This window comes from Gryllotalpicola reticulitermitis, from assembly GCF_042651345.1.
GTDB lineage: Bacteria > Actinomycetota > Actinomycetes > Actinomycetales > Microbacteriaceae > Gryllotalpicola > Gryllotalpicola reticulitermitis.
Map to the genome: position 1 here is coordinate 227,785 of NZ_JBHSCN010000003.1, position 19,579 is coordinate 247,363.

Below are 19,579 nucleotides of genomic sequence, written 5' to 3' on the forward strand. Positions count from 1 at the left end.
TCTGGACGCATGGTCGGCCTCGACAGCAAGCTCAGCGCGGTGGTGGGCGGCCGCGCGGCGACGGCCTTCCAGAAGGCCTGGGGCATCGTGACGGTCGCCGACCTGCTCGCGCAGTACCCGCGGCGCTATGCACATCGCGGCGAGCCGACCCCGCTCGACGAGCTGCCCGACGGCGAGGTCGCGACCGTGGTGGCGACCGTGCTGCGAGTCACGAGCAAGTCGTTCAAGACGCGCCGCGGCACGATCCAGACCGTCGTGATCGGCGACGGGCGCAGCGAGATGACGGCCACGTTCTTCAATCAGCCCTGGCGCGAGAATCAGCTGCGGCGCGGTGCGCGCGGCATGTTCTCGGGCAAGGTCTCGCGGTTCAAGGGCGAGGCGCAGCTCACCCACCCCGAGATCCGGCTCTTCGACGACGACGACCCGATGCCCGATCCGGCGGTCGACGAAGACCGTGCGAAGCAGTGGGCGATGGAGCCGGTGCCGGTGTACCCGGCGACGGCGTCCATTCCCAGCTGGACGGTCGAGAAGACCGTGACGCAGACACTCGAGGTGCTCGACGAAGCCGATGTGCTCGACCCGTTGCCCGACGAGGTGCGGCGCCAGCACGGGCTGCTCGGCTTCTTCGACGCCCTGCGGCTGATCCACGCGCCGGTCACCGACACCGACTGGCGTCGGGCCCGCGACACCCTGCGGTTCCATGAGGCGTTCGTTCTGCAGGCAGCACTGCTGCAGCAGCGTGCGGTGAGCCGCACGGCGCACACCGTGCCCCGCCGTGCCCTTCCCGGGGGTTTCGCCGAGCGTCTCGACGAGGCGCTGCCTTTCGAGCTCACGGCCGATCAGGGCCTCGTCGGGGCCGAGATCGCATTCGACCTGGCGCGCGACATCCCGATGAATCGGCTCATCCAGGGCGAAGTGGGCAGCGGTAAGACTCTGGTCGCCGTGCGGGCGATGGCGACGGTCGCCGATTCCGGCGGGCAGTCGGCGCTCCTCGCACCGACCGAGGTTCTCGCGGCCCAGCACCTGCGCTCGATCGTGCGCGCTCTCGGCCCCGACCTGTCGGCCGAGCTGATGCCGACGCTGCTCACCGGGCAGCTCAGCGCGGCGCAGCGTAAGAAGGCGCTCCTGCGCATCGTGTCCGGGCAGGCGCGCATCGTCGTCGGCACCCACGCCCTGCTCGCCGATGCGGTCGAGTTCTTCGACCTCGGGCTCGTCGTCGTCGATGAGCAGCATCGCTTCGGCGTCGAGCAGCGCGAGACCCTGCGTGCGAAGGGCAAGACGACGCCGCACCTGCTCGTGCTCACGGCGACCCCGATTCCGCGCACGGTCGCGATGACGGTGTTCGGCGACCTCGACATCTCGACGATCCGGCAGTTGCCGAGCGGCCGTCAGGGCATCGAGAGCTTCGTCGTGCCTCTCGCCGAGAAGCCGAACTGGATCAACAACGTGTGGCGCCGCGCCAGGGAGGAGATCGACAGGGGGCGCCAGGTGTACGTCGTCTGCCCTGCGATCAGTCCACGCGAGGTGGAAGACAGCGGCGGCGCCGAGGTCGACGAGCAGACGGTGCAGGGCGCCGCGGGCGAGGAATCCGCTGCGGCACCGCCTCGCGCCAACGTGGCCGACGTGTTCGCATCGCTGCAGCACAACCCGGCGCTCGAGGGGGTGCCGATGGGGGTGCTCCATGGGCGCATGTCCGCCGATGAGAAAGACGCCGTGATGGTGGCGTTCGGGCGCCGCGAGCTCGCGCTGCTCGTCGCCACCACGGTGATCGAGGTCGGTGTCGACGTGCCCAACGCGTCGACCATGATCGTGCTCGACGCCGACCGCTTCGGTGTCAGCCAGCTGCACCAGCTGCGCGGCCGTGTCGGCCGCGGCGACGTACCCGGCGTCTGCCTGTTCGTGAGCTACGCTCCGCAGGACTCGTTGGCTCGTGACCGCGTCGAAGCCGTGGCGAACACGCTCGACGGTTTCGAACTTGCGCAGGTCGACCTCGAACTGCGCCGCGAGGGCGACGTGCTCGGTGCGCGCCAGTCCGGCGGCCGCTCCTCGCTCCGCCTTCTGCGCGTGGCGATCGACGGCGACCTGATCGCCGACGCCCGGGCGGCTGCGGCACCCGTCATCGACGCCGATCCGACTCTGCGCCTGCACACACCGCTGAAAGAGGCGGTCGCCCGGCGGCTCGACGAAAGCGAGCGGCAATTCCTTTCGAAGGGCTGAGTTCGGCTCACAACGCACCCCCACGGTCACGTCGGCGCGATTAGGCTGAAAGCCTATGAACGCAGTCGCCGTCGTCCCAGGCTCGTTCGACCCGATCACTCTCGGGCATCTCGACGTCATCGAACGGGCGGCCAGGTTGTTCGACGAGGTGCGCGTCGTGGTGGTTCACAACCCCGAAAAGCCGGGCGGTCTGTTCACGGCCGAGGAACGTGTGGCGGTGATCGAGAAGGCCGTGGCGGATGCCGCGTTCGCCGGCACCGTGACCGTCGACTCGTTCGGCTCCGGGCTGCTCGCCGACTACTGCATTCGATTAGGGGCGATCGCCTTGGTCAAGGGGCTCCGGTCGCAGACCGATCTGGTGTACGAGACTCCTATGGCCATCGTCAACGAGCACCTCGCGGGCGTCGAGACGGTGTTCATGCTGCCCAAGCCGGAGAACGCCCAGGTGTCGAGCACATTGGTGCGACAGGTGATCACCCTCGGCGGCGATGTCACGCCGTACGTGCCACGCGCGGTGATCGAGGCGGTGGCGTCGCGATGACCACGATGCCGTCGCCCGCTCCCGGTCCGGTCGAGTCGATCGAGCCGCCCGCCCTGTTCGACACGGCGACGCGCATCGTCGAGAGCATCGAGAACGTCATCGACGGCAAGCACGATCAGGTCGTGACCGCGCTCACAGTGCTGCTCGCGGAAGGGCACCTGCTCATCGAAGACGTTCCGGGGGTCGGCAAGACCATGCTCGCCCGGTCGCTCGCCAAGGCGATCGACGGCTCGGTCACGCGCATCCAGTTCACCCCCGATCTGCTGCCGAGCGACGTGACCGGTGTGAGCGTCTTCAACCAGGCGACGCGCGAGTTCGAGTTCAAGCCGGGCGCCGTGTTCGCGAACATCGTGATCGGCGACGAGATCAACCGCGCGAGCCCGAAGACGCAGTCGGCTCTGCTCGAGGCGATGGAGGAGCGTCAGGTCTCCGTCGATGGCCACACCTATCGCCTCGCGAGCCCTTTCATCGTGGTCGCGACCCAGAACCCGGTCGAGATGGAGGGCACGTACGCGCTGCCCGAGGCCCAGCGCGACCGCTTCATGGCACGGATCGCGATGGGGTACCCCGACGCGGCGAGCGAGATCGAGATGCTCGGGGCGCGCGAGACGGCGAATCCGATCGATGCCCTTGAGCCCGTCGTCGACCTGACGACGCTCGGTCAGCTGATGGCGGGCGTGCGCGCGGTGTTCACCTCGTCCGCGGTGAAGCAGTACGCGGTCGCCATCGCCCGGGCGACTCGCGACGACCAGGACATCCGGCTCGGGGCGAGCCCGCGCGCCACGCTGCAGCTCGTGCGCGCCGCCAAGGCGCGCGCAGCGATCGAGGGCCGCGAGTTCGTGCTGCCCGACGACATCGACGCGCTCGCCGTGCCGGTGCTCGGGCACCGCCTGCTGCCGACGAGTCGCGCGCTCGGCAAGCAGCACGATGCGGCGTCGCTCGTCGCCGAGATCGTGCAGCGCATCGTCGACGCGACGCCGATCCCGTCGGGGCGCTGATCGCGTCATGTCTCGACCCGTCCCCACGCTGCGCGGATGGGTCGTCGGCGCGTGCGGGGTCCTCGCGCTGGCAGGAGCGGGCTGGTTCGGGCGCGTCGATCTGCTGTTCGCCGGATTGCTGCTGACGCTGACGCCGCTTGCGGCGATGCTCGCGGTCGCCTTCGACCGGCCCTGGCTCACGGTGCGGCGCAGCTACGCGCCCGACTCGGTTCCGGCGGGCGACGGCGCGCAGGTGCGCCTCGAGGTGCGCAACGAGTCGAGCAGGCCCGCGCCCGCGTTCTCCTGGTTCGACGCAGCACCGGCCGAAGTGGGCGCGATCGCGCCGCGCGCATTCCCGTCTCTCGCCCCCGGCGATGCGGCCACGCTGCGGTACACCGCTCGTGCCGGCCGCCGTGGCGCGTACCTGCTCGGGCCGCTCAGGGTGCAGCGCAGCGACCCGTTCGGGCTTGCGCGCTGCGGCTACGCGGTGGGGGAGTCGAAGGTGCTGCTCGTCACCCCTCGGGCTGTTCCGCTCGGCCGCGGCGGCCCAGAGCAGGCGCGCGGGGAAGGTCACGACCCCGAGCTCGTGCGGCATTCGATCCCGAGCGCCGACGAGGTGATCCCGCGTGACTATCGGCCGGGCGATGCGCTCCGGCGGGTGCAGTGGCGGGCGAGTGCGCGCACGGGCAAGCTCATGGTCCGGCAGGAGGAGCAGCGCAGCAACCCCGAGGCGTGGGTGCTGCTCGACACCGTGCACACGCACGACGCCGCCTCCGACGACTTCGAGCGCGCCGTCGAGCTCACGGCATCCATCTGCACCCATCTGCTCGAACTCGGTTACCTCGTCGGCGTGCATGAGACGGGACCGCGACGGTTGAGCGGCGTGTACGAGCTCCCGGGCGGCGACCACGTGCTGCTCGCGCAGCTCGCCGCTCTCGAACAGGGCCGTGAGAATGACGGCGACTATGCCGGGCGGCTCTCGCTCTCGCTGCGCGCCGGCGGCGGGGGCTCGCCGGTGTTCCTCGTGCTCGTGGATGCCCCGGCCGAGTCGTGGCGCGACGTCGTGCCGCTGCGCCGGTTCGCGGACCCGGCTGTCGCGTTCCTGATGTCGGCGACGGCTCGCACGGCTCGAGCATCGCTCGAGGCGGGCGGCTGGGTGTGCGTCGACGCGGACGCCGGGGTCGACGCCCCGGCCGCATGGGCGCGCGCGGCGGAGGCCCAGCGCGGGCGCGCGCGGGCCGGCTTCGTCGGGGGTCGTCATGTTTGACCGGCGGCGCGATGCCGCACGCGGTGTCGGGGCTCTTCGTCGTGGCGCGTGGCCGCTGGCCGGCGGGCTGCTGCTCGAGGTCGTCACGGCGAGCATCGCGCTCGTCGGGCTCATGCAGGGCATCGGCTGGTGGTGGGCGCTGATCGGCACGGCCGCGCTGTTCCTGGCTGTTCCGGCGGCCCTGCGCACGGTCGGTCTGGCCGCGTGGCAGGCGACGGTCGCGAATGTCGTCGTGTTCGTCGTGGTCATCCAGCTCGCGTTCTCGCGCCAGCAGAGCGTGCTCGGGTTCATTCCCACGAGCCGCTCGGTCGCCGAGTTCCAGGTGCGGTTCGGTGCGGCGTTCGATGCGATCCAGTCGCAGGGCGTTCCGGCGCGCGAACTGCCCGAGCTGGTCTTCCTGTTCGTGGTGTTCGGAGCGGCTCTCGCAATCGTGCTCGACGCGCTCGCGGTGGCGATACGGATGCCTGCCACCACGGCGCTCGCCATGGCGGTGGTGTTCGTGGTCGGCGCGGTGCTTCAGCCGTCGGGCCTGTCGCTGCTCGCGCTCGGTGCGGGTGCGGGTGCGTGGCTCCTCGTGCTCGCCGGCGACGCTCGTCGGCGCCTCGGCAGTCGCGGTGGTCGAGCCGTCGCGGCCGGCGTCGGGGCATCCGTCGTGGTCCTCTCGCTCATCGTCGCGGCGACGGCCCCCGGATTCAGCGCGGTGTGGCGCTCGGACTCGAGCAATGCGATCTCGCTCGGCAGTTCGGTGAACCCGCTGATCGATCTGTCGAAGAGCCTGCGTGAGCCGGTTCCGGTTCCGGTTCTCCGGTATTCGACGACGAACCCTGAGCCCGAGTATCTGCAGCTCACGACCCTTGACACCTTCGACGGCACGGTCTGGCGGCACCGCGGGAGCACGCAGTCCGATGTTCCCGATAGCGGGCAGCTCGGCTGGCCGCAGGGGCTCCCCAGATCCGGGGTGCCGACCAAGACGTACACGACCACGCTGTGGGCCGAGAACCTGAGCAGCCCGTGGCTGCCGATCCCGTACCCTACGGTGCAGCTCGCACGCACCAACGCCGTCGCATCCCGGTATGAGCCCGTCGACCACACGGTCGATGTCTCCCGCGCGGATCTGTCGGGTGAGAAGTACACCACGACCAGTCTCGATCTGACACCGACGCTCGAGCAGGTCGACGCGATCCTCGCGGCACAGCCAAGCCAGAAGCTGCCCGCGAACGCGCAGCGCGATCTCTATCTGCCGCCTGATGTGCCGTCGATCATCACGAAGACGGCGCAGCACGTCGTCGCCTCTGCCGGTGCGTCGAATCCGTTCGACGAGGCGGTTGCGTTGCAGAACTACTTCCAGGATTCGCTGAACGGATTCACGTATTCGACGAACACCCCGGACTCCGTCGACGGGACGAGCCTTGCGGTCGTCGCGCGGTTCCTGCAGCAGAAGCAGGGGTACTGTGTGCACTTCGCGACGGCCATGGCGGTCATGGCCCGGGTACTCGGCATTCCGAGCCGGGTCGCGATCGGATACCTGCCCGGAACACTCGAGCAGGTGAGCGGGAACAGCTTCAGCTACCAGGTCGAGTCGAGCGATCTGCACGCGTGGCCGCAACTGTATTTCCCGGGGCTCGGCTGGCTCGACTTCGAGCCGACGGTGAGCCAGGGAGCTGCGCCGTCGTACACGGTGCCCACTGTCACGACAACGGACCCGGCGACGAGTCCCGGCACGACGGCGCCCCAGCCCGTCGCACCGGTCGCCACGCCGAGCGCCGCACCGCTGGCGCAGGCTCCGAGTCCGGTCAGCGTCGGTGCTGTCGAGGACGACAGCAGGGGCCCCGGGGGTCTTGGGGCACTCGTGATCCTTGCGGTCCTGGTCGTGCCTCTGGTCGTGCGGCAGCTGCGGCGGCGCGGCCGCATCGGCAGGCTCCGTCAGGACGGTCGCCCGACCCATCTCGCGTGGGACGAGGTGCGCGACACTGCCCGCGATCTCGGCCTCGCCGCGTCGGTCGCGGAGACGCCGCGCGCATTCGCCCAGCGAATACGCGAGAGCTGGGGTGCGGATGCTGCGCTCCAGCGCGACCTGAACGACATCCTCGAACAGCTCGAGCGCACAGAGTACGGGCCGCCGCGACCGCACGACCGCAGCTACGAGCTGGCCGATGCGACGCAGCGCGTCACGCGTGCCCTCGCTCGCTCGAAGGGCATCGGCACGAGGCTCCGCGCACTGTTCGTCCCGGTCTCGCTGTTCCAGGCGCGGGACCGCACGACACGCTCTGCGCGCAGCCTGTCGTAATATCGAGGGTTGTGACCGCCGTCAAGAACCCGTACTCGATTCCCGTGTACGACCTCATGCACCAGCCGGGGCAGAGCAGGGAGCTGACGCTCGACGTTGATGCGCCCGAGCGCATGGGGGCGGGCATGATCGCCGTCCCGCAGGGCGCGCCCCTTCACCTTGACCTGCGGCTCGAGGTGCTGCACGACGGCATCCTCGCGTCGGGCACCATCGACACGACAGCTGACGGCGAGTGCGTGCGGTGCCTCACGGAACTCACCGAGCGCGTCCAAGTCGATTTCCAGGAAGTGTTCGCGTACACTAAGGACGAAGCTTTCGACTTTGAGGTTCACGATGACCACGTGGATCTTGAACCTCTGGTCAGGGATTCGGTGGTGCTGGCACTGCCGTTCCAGCCGGTGTGTCGCCCCGACTGCCCTGGTCTCGACCCCGAGACCGGCGAGCGGTTGGCGGATCACCCGGAGCGCGAGCCCCGAGAAATCACAGACCCGAGATGGGCTGCGCTTGCGGAGTTCCGAGCTTTCGAAGACACCGACGCCGGCGCCCCCGGCACCGACACAGAAGAGAGATAGTCATGGCTGTTCCCAAGCGCAAGCAGTCGCGCTCCAACACGCGTGCCCGTCGCTCGCAGTGGAAGGCGGAGGTCCCGACCCTCGTCAAGACCGTCGAGGGCGGTCGCGTGACCTACAGCCTTCCGCACCGCGCGAAGGTCGTCACCGACTCGCAGGGCACCGAGCTGTACCTCGAGTACAAGGGCCGCAAGGTCGCCGACGCGTAATAGCACCACCAATGCCTCACGGCGAGAGCACTGAAGGGCGTCCTGTGGAGGACGCCCTTCAGTCACGTTCAGTGCTTGTCGAACGTCTCGGGGTCACGATCGACCCCGAGCTACTCACGCTCGCGCTGACCCACCGGTCGTTCGCGTACGAGAACGGCGGTCTACCGCACAACGAGCGCCTCGAGTTCCTCGGCGACTCCATCCTCGGCCAGGCCGTCACGGTCCGGCTGTACCTCGACAACCCCGACCTCGATGAGGGCGCACTCGCCAAGCGACGTGCGTCGCTCGTGTCGGGCGTGGCCCTCGCCGAGATCGCACGCCGGCTCGGTCTCGGTGAGTTCCTGCGGCTCGGCCGCGGCGAAGAGCTCACTGGCGGCCGCCAGAAGGTGTCGATCCTTGCCGACACGGTCGAGGCGATCATCGGTGCGGCGTACCTCTCTATCGGCGGGGAGCAGGCGACCGCGCTGGTGCTGAGGCTCGTCGGCCCGCTGATGAGTGATCCGGCACGCTTCGGTGCCGCGCTCGATCCGAAGACCGCACTGCAGGAACTGGCCGATCAACGTCACGCGTCCGCACCGGTGTACGAGGTGGTCGGCAGCGGCCCCGATCACGCGAAGGTGTTCCGCGCCACCGTGACGAGCGAGGGGCTGCCGACCGGGCGAGGCAAGGGCTCGAGCAAGAAGCACGCCGAGATGGCCGCGGCGCTCGACGCGTGGTCGCGCGCCACCAGCACGAGTGCCTGAACTCCCTGAGGTCGAGGTCGTCCGCCTCGGGCTCGCGGCCGCTGTGACGGGCGCCGAGATCACCGCCGTCGACGTCTTCGATGAGCGGGCGCTCACCCGGCACGATCGCGCGCGCGGCGATTTCGCGTCGCAGCTCACGGGCGAACGCATGGGCGAGCCGCACCGCCGGGGCAAATTCCTGTGGATCCCGCTCACCGATTCCAGCGAAGGCACGGGCGCCAGGGGAGCCGGCGACCCGCGCTGTCTCCTCGCGCACCTGGGCATGACGGGTCAGCTACTGATCCGCGACCCATGGGCGAAGCCCGAGGACGAACCGCACGTCCGGATTCGCATCGAGCTGAGGCAGGCCGACCTCGGCGGGCGCCCCACGGACCCCGCGGTGCGCCCGCGGCGAGAGCCCCACGTGCGCGCCCCGATCGAACTCGCAATCTTCTTCCGCGACCAGCGCACCTTCGGGTCCCTGGCGGTCGACGAGCTCGTCGAGACCGGCGATGGCGACCTGGTGCCGCGCCAGGTCGCCCACATCAATCGCGATCCGCTCGACCCCCTGTTCGACGACCGCGCGTTTCTCGCGAGGGTGGCCGCGAAGACGTCCGCGATCAAGCGCGTCCTGCTCGACCAGACCACGATCAGCGGCGTGGGCAACATCTACGCCGATGAAGCGCTCTGGGCGGCGCGCATCCACCCCGAGCAGCCGGCCTCCTCGTTGAGCCGAACGAAGGCGAAGCGTCTGCTCGGGGAGATCCGTCTCGTGCTCGGCAAAGCGCTGATCGAAGGCGGCACGAGCTTCGACAGCCAGTACGTCAACGTCAACGGGCAGGCGGGGTACTTCGTCCACTCGCTCAACGCGTACGGTCGCACAGGGCAGCCGTGCCCGCGCTGCGGCCACTCCATCGCGCGGGCTTCGTTCATGAACCGCTCGTCGCACTTCTGCCCGCATTGCCAGCGGGTACGGTGATGCCAAGCATCCGTCGACGACAAGGACCACCCCGGTGCACCTGAAGAGCCTGACCCTCAAGGGGTTCAAGTCCTTCGCGCAGCCGACGACGTTCGCGTTCGAGCCGGGCGTCACGTGCGTCGTCGGGCCGAACGGCTCGGGCAAGTCGAATGTGGTCGACGCTCTCGCCTGGGTGATGGGCGAGCAGGGAGCGAAGACCCTCCGTGGCGGCAAGATGGAGGACGTCATCTTCGCCGGCACCGCTACCCGTGGCCCGCTCGGCCGCGCCGAGGTGACGCTCACGATCGACAACTCCGATGGTGCGTTGCCCATCGAGTACAGCGAGGTCACGATCGCGCGCACCTTGTTCCGCAATGGGGGCAGTGAGTATGCGATCAACGGGGAGTCGTGCCGACTGCTCGATGTGCAGGAGCTGCTGTCGGACTCGGGCCTTGGCCGTGAGATGCACGTCATCGTGGGCCAGGGCCAGCTCGACCAGGTGCTGCACGCGACGGCCGAGGAGCGGCGCGGGTTCATCGAAGAGGCCGCGGGCATTCTCAAGCACCGACGTCGCAAGGAGAAGACGCTGCGCAAGCTCGAGGCGATGCAGACCAACCTCACGCGCCTGTCAGACCTTGCGGGGGAGATCCGGCGACAGCTGAAGCCGCTCGGGAAGCAGGCAGAAGTCGCCAGGCAGGCCCAGACCGTCGCCGCCGTCGTCCGCGATGCACGGGCGCGCCTGCTGGCCGACGAGGTCGTCACCCTGCGCGCCCAGCTCGACGGCTTCGGGCGCGATGAACAGGCCCGGCACTCGGAGCGCATCGTGTTGCAGGAGCAGGTCGAGCAGAAGCGACTGCGCATCGCCCGTCTCGAAGCGGCGATGGTCGGTGACGCGGTGGACCGCGCGCGGTCGGTCGCTCACGGACTCGAGTCGGCGCAGGAGCGCCTGCGCGGGCTCGACACCCTGGCCCGGCAGAAGATCGCGCTGCTGTCCGCCGAGGCAGACGCACCTGAGGTCGTGCCGGGCGTCACGCGGGCCGCCGTCGACGAGGCGCGGGCCGAGGCGGATGCTTTGCGCGACACCGTCGTCGACGCCGAGAAGGTTCTCGTCGCCGCCCAGGCCACGACCGCGCAGACCCGCGCACGGCTCGACGCGATCGATGACGAGATCGCAGCTCAGGCCGAGCTGATCTCGAGGCACGACCTGGAGCTCACGAAGCTCGCGGGGCAGATGGACGCCGCAGCCCAGCGCCTCGCGGCCCTGCGCGGCGAGGTGCTGCGTCAGCAGAACCAGCTGGAGGCGGCCGCCGCGCGGCGTACCGCGGCAGAAGAGGCTCTCGCGGACAGCGCGGGTGACGCGCTGCTCGGACCGGATGCGCAGGGCGAGCTGGCCGAGGCGTACGAGCTGGCGCAGGCATCCGTCTTCGATGCGGAAGGCGAGATCGAGCGTCTGCGCGACGAGCTGCGCACTCTCGAGCGTGAGCGCGACGCACTGTCCGGGCAGGTCACGGCGCTCGCGCGCGCTCTCGAGGCCCGCGACGGCTCGGCCGCGCTCATCGCAGCCGGGTTGCCGGGGGTGAAGGCGCGCGTCGCCGACACGATCAAGGTCGAACCGGGCTACGAGGGCGCCATCGCCGCGGCGCTCGGCTCCCTCGCCGATGCGGTGGTCGTGACGAGTCGCGATGCCGCCGTCGACGCCGCGCTGCACGCGAACGCCGCGGATCTCGGCGCAGTCGAGCTGGTGCTCGAAGGACGCGCCGGGGGCACCGCCGCCCGTGCGGTGGCGAATCTCCCGCGCGGCGCGCGCAGTGCCGCCGACCTGCTCCGTGAGGCGACCGTGAACCTGAGAGAGATGCTCGGTGCCACGATCGTTGTCGACGACTTCGAGACCGCGCGTGCGCTCTGGCCGTCGTTCGCGGGCAGCGATACGACGATCGTCACTCGCACCGGCGAGGTGCTCGCTCAGTACACGCTGCGGGGCGGGTCCGGGGCGGGTGCCGGGCGCATCGAGCTGCTCGCTGAGCGCGACGCGGCCGCCGCGCGCCTCGCCGAGCTCGAGTCGGCGATCGTGAGGGCGAAGGCCGAGCACGACGAGCAGAGGGAGTCGCTGCAGGCGGCGAAACAGGCATCCGCCGCCGCACTCACGCAGCTGCGCGCGTTCGACGCTCAACTGGCTGAGCAGACCGAGAAGACGAGCCGGCTGACCGCGCAGCTCGAAGCGGCGAACGCCGAGGCGGAGCGCATCGAGCGGGGCATGGGGGAGTCGCAGGCGAAGGCGACCGAGGCCGAGCACGCGGCCGCCGCCGCGAAGCGGGCGCACGAGACGCACGCGTCGAAGCCGCGGCCCATTCTCGACGTCGGCGAGCGCGACCGGGTGTACGCCGAGCTCGAGAGGGCGCGAGAGGGCGAGGTGCAGGCACGGCTCGGAGTCGAGACGGCCCGCGAGCGGGTGCGCGCCCAATCCCAGCGCGCCGATCAGCTCGCGGAGCGGCATCGCGCTGAGCGCGCAGCGGCCGAGGAAGCCGCCCGGCGCGCGGTGATCCGCCGCGGGCAGCTCGACGCCGCGCGGGCCGTCGCCGACGCGTTGCCCGCGGTCCTCGATTCGGTGGATCGGTCGCTGGCCCAGGCCCGACTCGAACTCGCGAACGCTGAGCGCGAGCGCGCCGGCCAGAACGAGGAGCTCGCGGGCGTGCGTCGTGAGGAATCCGCGCTGCGCGAGCGTCTGCAGTCGATCAGCGAGAACGTGCACGGCCTCGAGTTGCAGATCTATGAGAAGAAGCTGCATCTGTCGAGCCTGCTCGAGCGCGCCGGAAGCGAGCTCGGGCTCGTCGAAGACGTGCTCGTCGCGGAGTACGGGCCGGAGGTGCCGATCCCTGCGGAAGACGGTGACGACGGCGAGGATGCCGAGCCGGTCGCATTCGACCGCGCCGAGCAGCAGAGACGCCTCGAGAAGGCTCAGCGCTCGCTCGATCAGCTCGGGCGGGTGAATCCGCTCGCGCTCGAAGAGTTCGCAGCCCTCGAGCAGCGACATCAGTTCCTCACCGAGCAGCTCACCGACCTGCAGAACACGCGCCGCGATCTTCTGACGATCATCGAAGAACTCGACGCGACGATGCAGACCGTCTTCCAGGCGGCGTTCGACGACACGAAGCAGGCGTTCGCCGAGGTGTTCCCGATTCTGTTCCCGGGCGGAGCGGGCAGCATCCAGCTCACCGAACCCGACGATCTGCTCGCCACCGGCGTCGAGGTCGCGGTGCGCCCGGCGGGAAAGAAGATCGAGCGTCTCTCGTTGCTTTCGGGCGGCGAGCGATCACTCGCCGCGGTGGCCTTCCTCGTGGCGATCTTCAAGGCGCGCCCGAGCCCGTTCTACATCATGGACGAGGTCGAGGCCGCCCTCGACGACGCCAACCTGGGTCGGCTGCTCAGCGTCTTCGAGGAGCTCCGCAAGTCGAGCCAGCTCATCGTGATCACGCACCAGAAGCGCACGATGGAGATCGCGGACGCGCTCTACGGCGTGTCGATGCGCCAGGACGGCGTGAGCGCGGTCGTCGGCCAGCGAGTCGGCACCGCCGCATAGCGCCGGGGCGGTCCGTCGTGTGCCCGGGAAGGCCGGGGGCATCGATAAACTCGCCCCTATGGCAGAAGCTCGCTCTTGGTCGTTCGGTGGAGCGCTCCGCAACCTGTTCTCGGGTCAGCAGAAGCGCGTCATCGACGAGAACACGTGGGACGAGCTCGAGGTCGCGCTGATCGGCGCGGACTTCGGCCCTGACATCACGGAGAGCGTGATCGGCGAGTTGAAAGAGAAGGTCGCCCGCTACCGCACGGAAGACTATGCGGATCTGCAGCGGATGCTTCGCGAGGGCCTCGAGGAGCGCCTCGCGAAGTTCGACACGACGCTGCACCTCTCGGAACGGCCCGCGGTGGTTCTCGTCGTCGGAGTCAACGGTGTCGGAAAGACGACGACCATCGGCAAGTTCGCCAAGTTCCTGCGCAACTACGACCGCTCGGTCGTGGTCGGGGCGGCCGACACCTTCCGCGCGGCGGCCGTCGAGCAGCTCGGCACGTGGGCCGAGCGCGCGGGCGCCCAGATCGTGAAGCCGCAGCAGCAGGGCCAGGACCCGGCATCCGTCGCCTTTCAGACGGTCGAGTACGCCAAGCAGAACGGCGTCGAGATCGTCATCATCGACACGGCGGGTCGCCTGCACACCAAGGGCGGCCTGATGGACGAGCTCGGCAAGATCAAGCGCGTCGTCGAGAAGCAGGCGCCGATCGCCGAGGTGCTGCTGGTGCTCGACGCGACCACCGGGCAGAACGGGCTCATGCAGGCGCAGGCGTTCCTCGAGCAGGCGGGGGTCACGGGCCTCGTGCTGACGAAGCTCGACGGCTCGGCGAAGGGCGGCTTCGTGCTCGCCGTGCAAGAGAAGACGGGGCTGCCGATCAAGCTCGTCGGTCAGGGCGAGGGTCTCGGCGACCTCACCGGCTTCACGCCGCACGTGTTCGCGCAGCAGCTCGTCGGCGCTGCCTGATTCGGGGGCGACGGATGTCTGTGGAGCACGAGTTCTTCGGGGTGGTCGAGTCGACCTCCGGCGGCGGCCTGTACTGGGACGACACGATCGAGGTCGGCGACCAGTTCGTCGAGCTGGCCCTCCTCGCCGACGACGAGGACCTCGTGACCGATTCTGCGCTCGATCTGGCGGCGGCGATGGTGAACGGCCTCGAGGCATTCGATGCCAGGGCGCGCGACGCGCTCGTGGCCGAGCTGTCGGAGCGGCAGTCGGCGACGACGACCTTCATCGACCGTCAGGTCGACAGCCGCGGTGAGGACCTGCAGACGCTTCTCGGTCTCATGGTCGACAACTCGGGCGACATCGCGATCGACGTCCTCAAGTCGCTGCAGCTCATGCGGGTCGAGCTGCGGCCGGAGGCGGCACAGCTCAGGAGCAGCTCGGGCGACGAGGCGTTCGCGCGATTCGACTACTCGATCGACCCCGACGAATCCGATGAGCTCCTCATCGTGTCGTTCGGCGCCGACGGCGACGTCATCGACGTCGAGGACGTCCCCGAGTAACGCAGGCTTCGTCGAGCGTCGCCATCTAGAATCGGGGGACCATGGCGATTTTCGGCTCACTCTCCGACCGGCTCACCGAGAGCCTCAAGAACCTCCGCACCAAGGGCAAGCTCTCTGCGAGCGACGTCGACGGTACGGTGCGCGAGATTCGCCGCGCCCTGCTCGAAGCCGATGTCTCGCTCGACGTGGTGAAGAAGTTCACGGCGGCCGTGCGTGAGCGGGCACTCTCCGATGATGTGAACCGGGCGCTGAACCCCGCGCAGCAGGTCGTGCAGATCGTCAACGAAGAGCTCGTGCAGATCCTCGGCGGTCAGCAGCGCCGTATCGAGTTCGCGAAGACGCCGCCGACGGTCATCATGCTCGCCGGCCTTCAGGGTGCCGGTAAGACGACCCTCGCGGGCAAGCTGGCGAAGTGGCTGAAGAAAGAGGGCCACACCCCGATGCTGGTCGCGGCTGACCTGCAGCGACCCAACGCCGTGACGCAGCTGCAGGTGGTCGGCCAGCAGGCCGGTGCCGAGGTGTTCGCGCCCGAGCCGGGCAATGGCGTCGGCAACCCGGTGAAGGTCGCGAAGGACGCGGTGGCTGAGGCGCGCCGCCGCCAGTTCGACACGGTCATCATCGACACCGCCGGCCGTCTGGGCGTCGACGCCGTGCTGATGAAGCAGGCCGCCGACATCCGCAAGGCCACGAACCCCGATGAGGTCCTCTTCGTCATCGACGCGATGATCGGTCAAGACGCGGTCGCGACGGCGAAGGCGTTCCAAGACGGCGTCGACTTCACCGGTGTCGTGCTGTCCAAGCTCGACGGCGACGCCCGCGGCGGCGCCGCGCTGTCCGTGGCATCCGTAACGGGGCGCCCCATCATCTTCGCCTCGACGGGTGAGGGGCTCGACGACTTCGAGCCGTTCCACCCCGACCGCATGGCGAGCCGGATCCTCGACCTCGGCGACATCCTGACCCTGATCGAGCAGGCGCAGGAAGCCTTCGACGAGGAGGAGGCTCGCAAGGTCGCGGAGAAGTTCGCGACGGACAGCTTCACCCTCGACGACTTCCTCAAGCAGATGCAGCAGCTGCGCAACATGGGCTCGATCAAGAAGATGATCGGCATGCTGCCCGGCGCCGGGGCCATGCGTCAGCAGCTCGACGAGTTCGACGAGCGCGAGATCGTCCGCACCGAGGCGATCATCCAGTCGATGACGCCGGCCGAGCGACGTACGCCGAAGATCCTGAACGGCTCCCGACGGGTCCGTATCGCACGCGGCTCCGGCATGACGGTCACCGATGTGAACCAGCTCGTGAACCGATTCGAGCAGGCGGCGAAGATGATGAAGACGGTCGCGAAGGGCGGCGTGCCTCAGGTGCCGGGCATGGGTCCGGTCCCGGGCGCGGGCTACATGGGTCGCGGCAAGCCGCAGCAGAAGAAGAAGGGCTCGCGGTCCGGCAACCCGGCCAAGCGCGCCGCCGAGAACGCGGCACTGGCCGCGGGCGTGAAGCCCGGTGCGAGCGCCGAGCCGGCCGGCACGGGCTTCGGCCTGGGTGGCGGGAAGAAACCCGAGCAGCAGCCCGACCTGCAGCAGATCCAGAAGCTGTTCGGAAGGTAGAAGAACTGCTTCGAGTTCTGTAGGCCCCGCATGCCTTGATCGGCATCCAAGCGACGGTAGCGTGGCGTTGTGCAGTTGATCTCCCGAGGAACCACACACAAACTCGTCGGCACTCTGGACATCCCGGTCTCCAAATATCACGCGCATCGCGCGCTGGTTCTGGCGGCGCTTGCCGAGGGTGTCAGCACGATCACGGGTATCTCGTCGACGAGGCAGGTGGAGTGGACGGTCAGCGTCCTGCGCGCCCTCGGTACGAAGATCGAGATCACGGATGCCGGGTACATCGTCACAGGAACCGGGGGCCGGTTCCACGGCGTGCCTCTAAACGAGCGCGGCTCGCGCGGCGAAGAAGGGTTGCTGAACGTCGGCTCGTCGGGTACGACGCTGTACTTCATGACGGGCCTCGCGTCGCTCTCCGACCGCCCGACGACCCTCACGGGAATGAAGTACTTCCGCCGTCGGCCGATCAAGGCCCTGCTTTCTGCGCTGATCGAGATGGGCCTCGACCTCGAGTCGACCAACGACTGCCCGCCGATCACGGTGCAGCCGAAACGCCCGAAGGGCGGCGACGTCCACATCGCGGGCACGCTGTCGCAGTGGGTCTCCGGGCTTCTGCTCACGGCGCCGTTCGCGGAGTCCGACACGACCATCCACATCACCGGCGGCCAGCTCAACGAGCAGCCGTACGTCGACCTGACGATCCGCATGATGCGGCACTGGGGCTTCGAGGTCGAGGTCAGCGACGACTGGCTGACCTACACGGTGAAGGCCGGCCAGACGGGCACGGCCGCCGATTACACGATCCCGGCCGACATCGGCTCGGCGGCTTTCGGCATCGCCGCCGCCGCACTGCACCCTTCCGACGTGCTCTTCAAGGGCCTTCGCGCCGCGACCACGGCCGAGGTGGACCACCCCGAGGCCGAGTTCCTCGACATCGCGGCGTCGATGGGCGTTCCGATGGTGATCGACGAGGCGACCGGCTGGGTGCGCATCACGCACGACGGCCTCGCGCTCACGCCGTTCGACATCGATGCGACGCCGATTCCCGACCTGCTGCCGATCCTCTCGGTGATGGCGAACTTCGCCGAGGGCACCAGCCATCTGCGGAATGTCGGCCACATCCGGCTCAAGGAGTCCGATCGGGTCGCGGCCATGCTGCAGCTGAACAAGATGGGCGGCGACGTCACGCAGGAGCCGACCGAGCTCCACATCAGCGGCGTCGCGGGTGCTCGCGGCACCGGCGCACGCCTCTCCAGCTTCAACGACCACCGCGTTCTGATGTCGCTTGCGATCGCGGGCACCCGCTCCGACGGCGAGACGAGCCTCACCTACCCGCGCGCCTATCGCATCTCGTACCCGACGTTCCTCGAAGCGATGACCTCCATCGGCCTCGACATCGACGTCGACGCTCCGTCGAAGGACGCGGCGGGCGACGACGAGGAAGCCACGACGCAGGCATCCGCTCCTCTCAGTGCCGAGCCGCTCGTGCTGCCGATCGCCGTTCGCGAGTACGCCGAGACGAAGACCGACGAGGCGGCCGTCATCGAGGTCGGGGGCAGCGCACCGATCACCACCACGTGGGGAACCCTGCAGGCCGAGGCCGACAAGGTGTCGCAGCTGCTGCTCGAGCTCGGCGTCGAGAAGGGCGAAGCGGTCGGCGTGCAGCTGCCGAACTGGACCGAGTTCGTCTCGATCGCGCTCGGCGTCATGCAGATCGGCGCGGTCGTGACGCCGATCATGCCGGTGTTCGGCCCCCGCGAGGTCGCGATGACGCTCTCGCGCTCCCGCGCCCGCGTGCTGTTCCTGCCGAACCTCTTCCGCAACCGTCGCGCTTCCGTCGAGCTCGTCTCGGTCGCCGACGAGGCGCATCAGCAGGGCCGCAAGCTGCACCTCGAGCACGTCATCGTGCTGCAGGCCGAGAACCGCGATGGCGGCGAGTCCGTCAGCGTGCCGCCGATCCCGGAAGAGGCGGTGACCCGAGCCGAGGCCGCGTCATGGACGTGGCGCTACTACGAGAACGCGCTCGGCTCGGTCGAGCCCGATCGCGCGCTCATCGCAGATCGGATGCCTGGTGCCGACGACATCTGCCAGCTGCTGTTCACCTCGGGCACCACTGGCGAGCCCAAGGGTGTCCAGCACCCCTACCGCACGCTCGGGCTCGCGACGGCGATGCACGTGCAGCGCTCCGGCCTGACGGCCGACGACCGCGTCTTCATCCCGAGCCCCCTCGCCCACCAGACCGGATTCCTCTACGGAATGCTGCTCGCGTGGCGCCTCGGCGTGGCGTCCGTCATTCAGCCGGTCTGGAACGGCGAGGTCGCACTCGACCAGGCGTTCGGCGAGGCCAAGGCCAGTTTCGTGCAGGCGGCGACCCCGTTCCTGACGGACCTCGTGGCGCTCGTCGAGGGTGGCCACGCGGCACCCGACGCGCTGCGCATCTTCGTCGCGACCGGTGCCGCCGTGCCCCGTGAGCTCGCCCGGAAGGCGACCACCGTGCTCGACACTGCGGTGCTCGGCGCTTTCGGCACGACCGAGACCTGCCTCGGAACCCTCGCCAGCCCGAACGACCAGCCCGAGAGCATGTGGGGCACCGACGGGCGCGTGCTCGACGGAATCCGCCTGCGCATCGTCGACGACGAGGGCGTCGAGCTGCCGGTCGGCACCGAGGGCAACTACGAGTTCACGTCGCCCACCCTGTTCGGCGGCTACCTCGAGCGCCCCGACCTGACGGCGGACGTCTTCACCGATGACGGCTGGTACAAGACCGGCGACCTCGCCTATGTCGATGAGCAGGGCTATCTGCACATCACCGGCCGGGTGAAGGACGTCATCAACCGCGGCGGCGAGAAGATCCCGGTCGTCGAGATCGAGAACCTGCTGTACCAGCATCCGCTCGTGTCCGACATCGCGATCGTGGCGATGCCCGACCCGCGACTCGGTGAGCGCGCCTGCGCGTTCGTCGTGAGCAGCAGGGCGGGCGAGGTGCTCGAGTTCGGCGCCATGCAGGACTACCTCAACTCGCACGGAGTGTCGAAGTACTACTGGCCCGAGCGCCTCGAGTACATCGATGAGCTGCCGCGCAACGCGGTGGGCAAGATTCAGAAGAACGTTCTGCGTGAGACGGCCGCCGGCCTCGCCGCGGCCAGTAAGGAAGGCAACTAGT

14 protein-coding genes are annotated in these 19,579 nt (G+C 69.2%); all 14 read left to right on the top strand.

Annotated elements, in window-relative coordinates:
* Positions 1-9 precede the first annotated feature (9 nt).
* The 14 genes from ACFOYW_RS05150 (at position 10) to aroA (ending at position 19,578) form a co-directional block, all read left to right on the top strand.
* Positions 10-2,217, top strand: coding sequence for an ATP-dependent DNA helicase RecG (locus tag ACFOYW_RS05150; RefSeq protein ID WP_390227663.1), 2,208 nt, complete (start codon positions 10-12; stop codon positions 2,215-2,217).
* A 55-nt stretch (positions 2,218-2,272) separates the two neighbouring features.
* Positions 2,273-2,758 (top strand): pantetheine-phosphate adenylyltransferase, encoded by a 486-nt coding sequence (coaD, locus tag ACFOYW_RS05155; protein WP_390227665.1) that lies wholly within the window; start codon positions 2,273-2,275, stop codon positions 2,756-2,758.
* A 5-nt stretch (positions 2,759-2,763) separates the two neighbouring features.
* Positions 2,764-3,756: an AAA family ATPase gene (locus ACFOYW_RS05160; protein WP_390227901.1), complete on the top strand. Its 993-nt coding sequence runs from the start codon at positions 2,764-2,766 to the stop codon at positions 3,754-3,756.
* A gap of 7 nt (positions 3,757-3,763) precedes the next feature.
* Positions 3,764-5,002: a DUF58 domain-containing protein gene (locus ACFOYW_RS05165; RefSeq protein WP_390227667.1), complete on the top strand. Its 1,239-nt coding sequence runs from the start codon at positions 3,764-3,766 to the stop codon at positions 5,000-5,002.
* Entirely contained in the window at positions 4,995-7,289 is a 2,295-nt protein-coding gene (locus ACFOYW_RS05170) for a transglutaminase family protein (RefSeq protein WP_390227669.1), read from the top strand. Before ACFOYW_RS05165 ends, ACFOYW_RS05170 begins: the two co-directional genes overlap by 8 nt.
* Before the next feature lie 11 nt (positions 7,290-7,300).
* Positions 7,301-7,861 (top strand): YceD family protein, encoded by a 561-nt coding sequence (locus tag ACFOYW_RS05175; protein ID WP_390227670.1) that lies wholly within the window; start codon positions 7,301-7,303, stop codon positions 7,859-7,861.
* A 2-nt stretch (positions 7,862-7,863) separates the two neighbouring features.
* Positions 7,864-8,067 (top strand): 50S ribosomal protein L32, encoded by a 204-nt coding sequence (gene rpmF / locus ACFOYW_RS05180; protein WP_390227671.1) that lies wholly within the window; start codon positions 7,864-7,866, stop codon positions 8,065-8,067.
* Positions 8,068-8,078: 11 nt separating this feature from the next.
* On the top strand, positions 8,079-8,810 hold the full coding sequence (gene rnc / locus ACFOYW_RS05185; RefSeq protein ID WP_390227673.1) for a ribonuclease III: 732 nt from the start codon (positions 8,079-8,081) through the stop codon (positions 8,808-8,810).
* Positions 8,803-9,768 carry a bifunctional DNA-formamidopyrimidine glycosylase/DNA-(apurinic or apyrimidinic site) lyase gene (gene mutM, locus ACFOYW_RS05190; protein WP_390227674.1) on the top strand — a complete coding sequence of 322 codons (966 nt, stop codon included), beginning with the start codon at positions 8,803-8,805 and terminating at the stop codon, positions 9,766-9,768. Before rnc ends, mutM begins: the two co-directional genes overlap by 8 nt.
* A 34-nt stretch (positions 9,769-9,802) precedes the next feature.
* On the top strand, positions 9,803-13,324 hold the full coding sequence (gene smc / locus ACFOYW_RS05195; RefSeq protein ID WP_390227675.1) for a chromosome segregation protein SMC: 3,522 nt from the start codon (positions 9,803-9,805) through the stop codon (positions 13,322-13,324).
* A 58-nt stretch (positions 13,325-13,382) separates the two neighbouring features.
* Entirely contained in the window at positions 13,383-14,273 is an 891-nt protein-coding gene (gene ftsY / locus ACFOYW_RS05200; RefSeq protein WP_390227676.1) for a signal recognition particle-docking protein FtsY, read from the top strand.
* 14 nt (positions 14,274-14,287) lie between these two features.
* Positions 14,288-14,815, top strand: coding sequence for a DUF2004 domain-containing protein (locus ACFOYW_RS05205; RefSeq protein WP_390227677.1), 528 nt, complete (start codon positions 14,288-14,290; stop codon positions 14,813-14,815).
* Positions 14,816-14,856: 41 nt separating this feature from the next.
* Positions 14,857-16,416 carry a signal recognition particle protein gene (ffh, locus tag ACFOYW_RS05210; RefSeq protein ID WP_390227678.1) on the top strand — a complete coding sequence of 520 codons (1,560 nt, stop codon included), beginning with the start codon at positions 14,857-14,859 and terminating at the stop codon, positions 16,414-16,416.
* 69 nt (positions 16,417-16,485) lie between these two features.
* A complete protein-coding gene (gene aroA / locus ACFOYW_RS05215; RefSeq protein WP_390227680.1) occupies positions 16,486-19,578 on the top strand; it encodes a 3-phosphoshikimate 1-carboxyvinyltransferase in 3,093 nt (1,030 codons plus the stop codon).
* Position 19,579: the final 1 nt, after the last annotated feature.

Excerpts from the sequence above, each read along its gene's own strand:
- ACFOYW_RS05150 (WP_390227663.1), top strand. The coding sequence starts at position 10 with ATGGTCGGCCTCGACAGCAAGCTCAGCGCGGTGGTGGGCGGCCGCGCG.
- coaD (WP_390227665.1), top strand. The coding sequence starts at position 2,273 with ATGAACGCAGTCGCCGTCGTCCCAGGCTCGTTCGACCCGATCACTCTC.
- ACFOYW_RS05160 (WP_390227901.1), top strand. The coding sequence starts at position 2,764 with ATGCCGTCGCCCGCTCCCGGTCCGGTCGAGTCGATCGAGCCGCCCGCC.
- ACFOYW_RS05165 (WP_390227667.1), top strand. The coding sequence starts at position 3,764 with ATGTCTCGACCCGTCCCCACGCTGCGCGGATGGGTCGTCGGCGCGTGC.
- ACFOYW_RS05170 (WP_390227669.1), top strand. The coding sequence starts at position 4,995 with ATGTTTGACCGGCGGCGCGATGCCGCACGCGGTGTCGGGGCTCTTCGT.
- rpmF (WP_390227671.1), top strand. The coding sequence starts at position 7,864 with ATGGCTGTTCCCAAGCGCAAGCAGTCGCGCTCCAACACGCGTGCCCGT.
- rnc (WP_390227673.1), top strand. The coding sequence starts at position 8,079 with ATGCCTCACGGCGAGAGCACTGAAGGGCGTCCTGTGGAGGACGCCCTT.
- ftsY (WP_390227676.1), top strand. The coding sequence starts at position 13,383 with ATGGCAGAAGCTCGCTCTTGGTCGTTCGGTGGAGCGCTCCGCAACCTG.
- ACFOYW_RS05205 (WP_390227677.1), top strand. The coding sequence starts at position 14,288 with ATGTCTGTGGAGCACGAGTTCTTCGGGGTGGTCGAGTCGACCTCCGGC.
- ffh (WP_390227678.1), top strand. The coding sequence starts at position 14,857 with ATGGCGATTTTCGGCTCACTCTCCGACCGGCTCACCGAGAGCCTCAAG.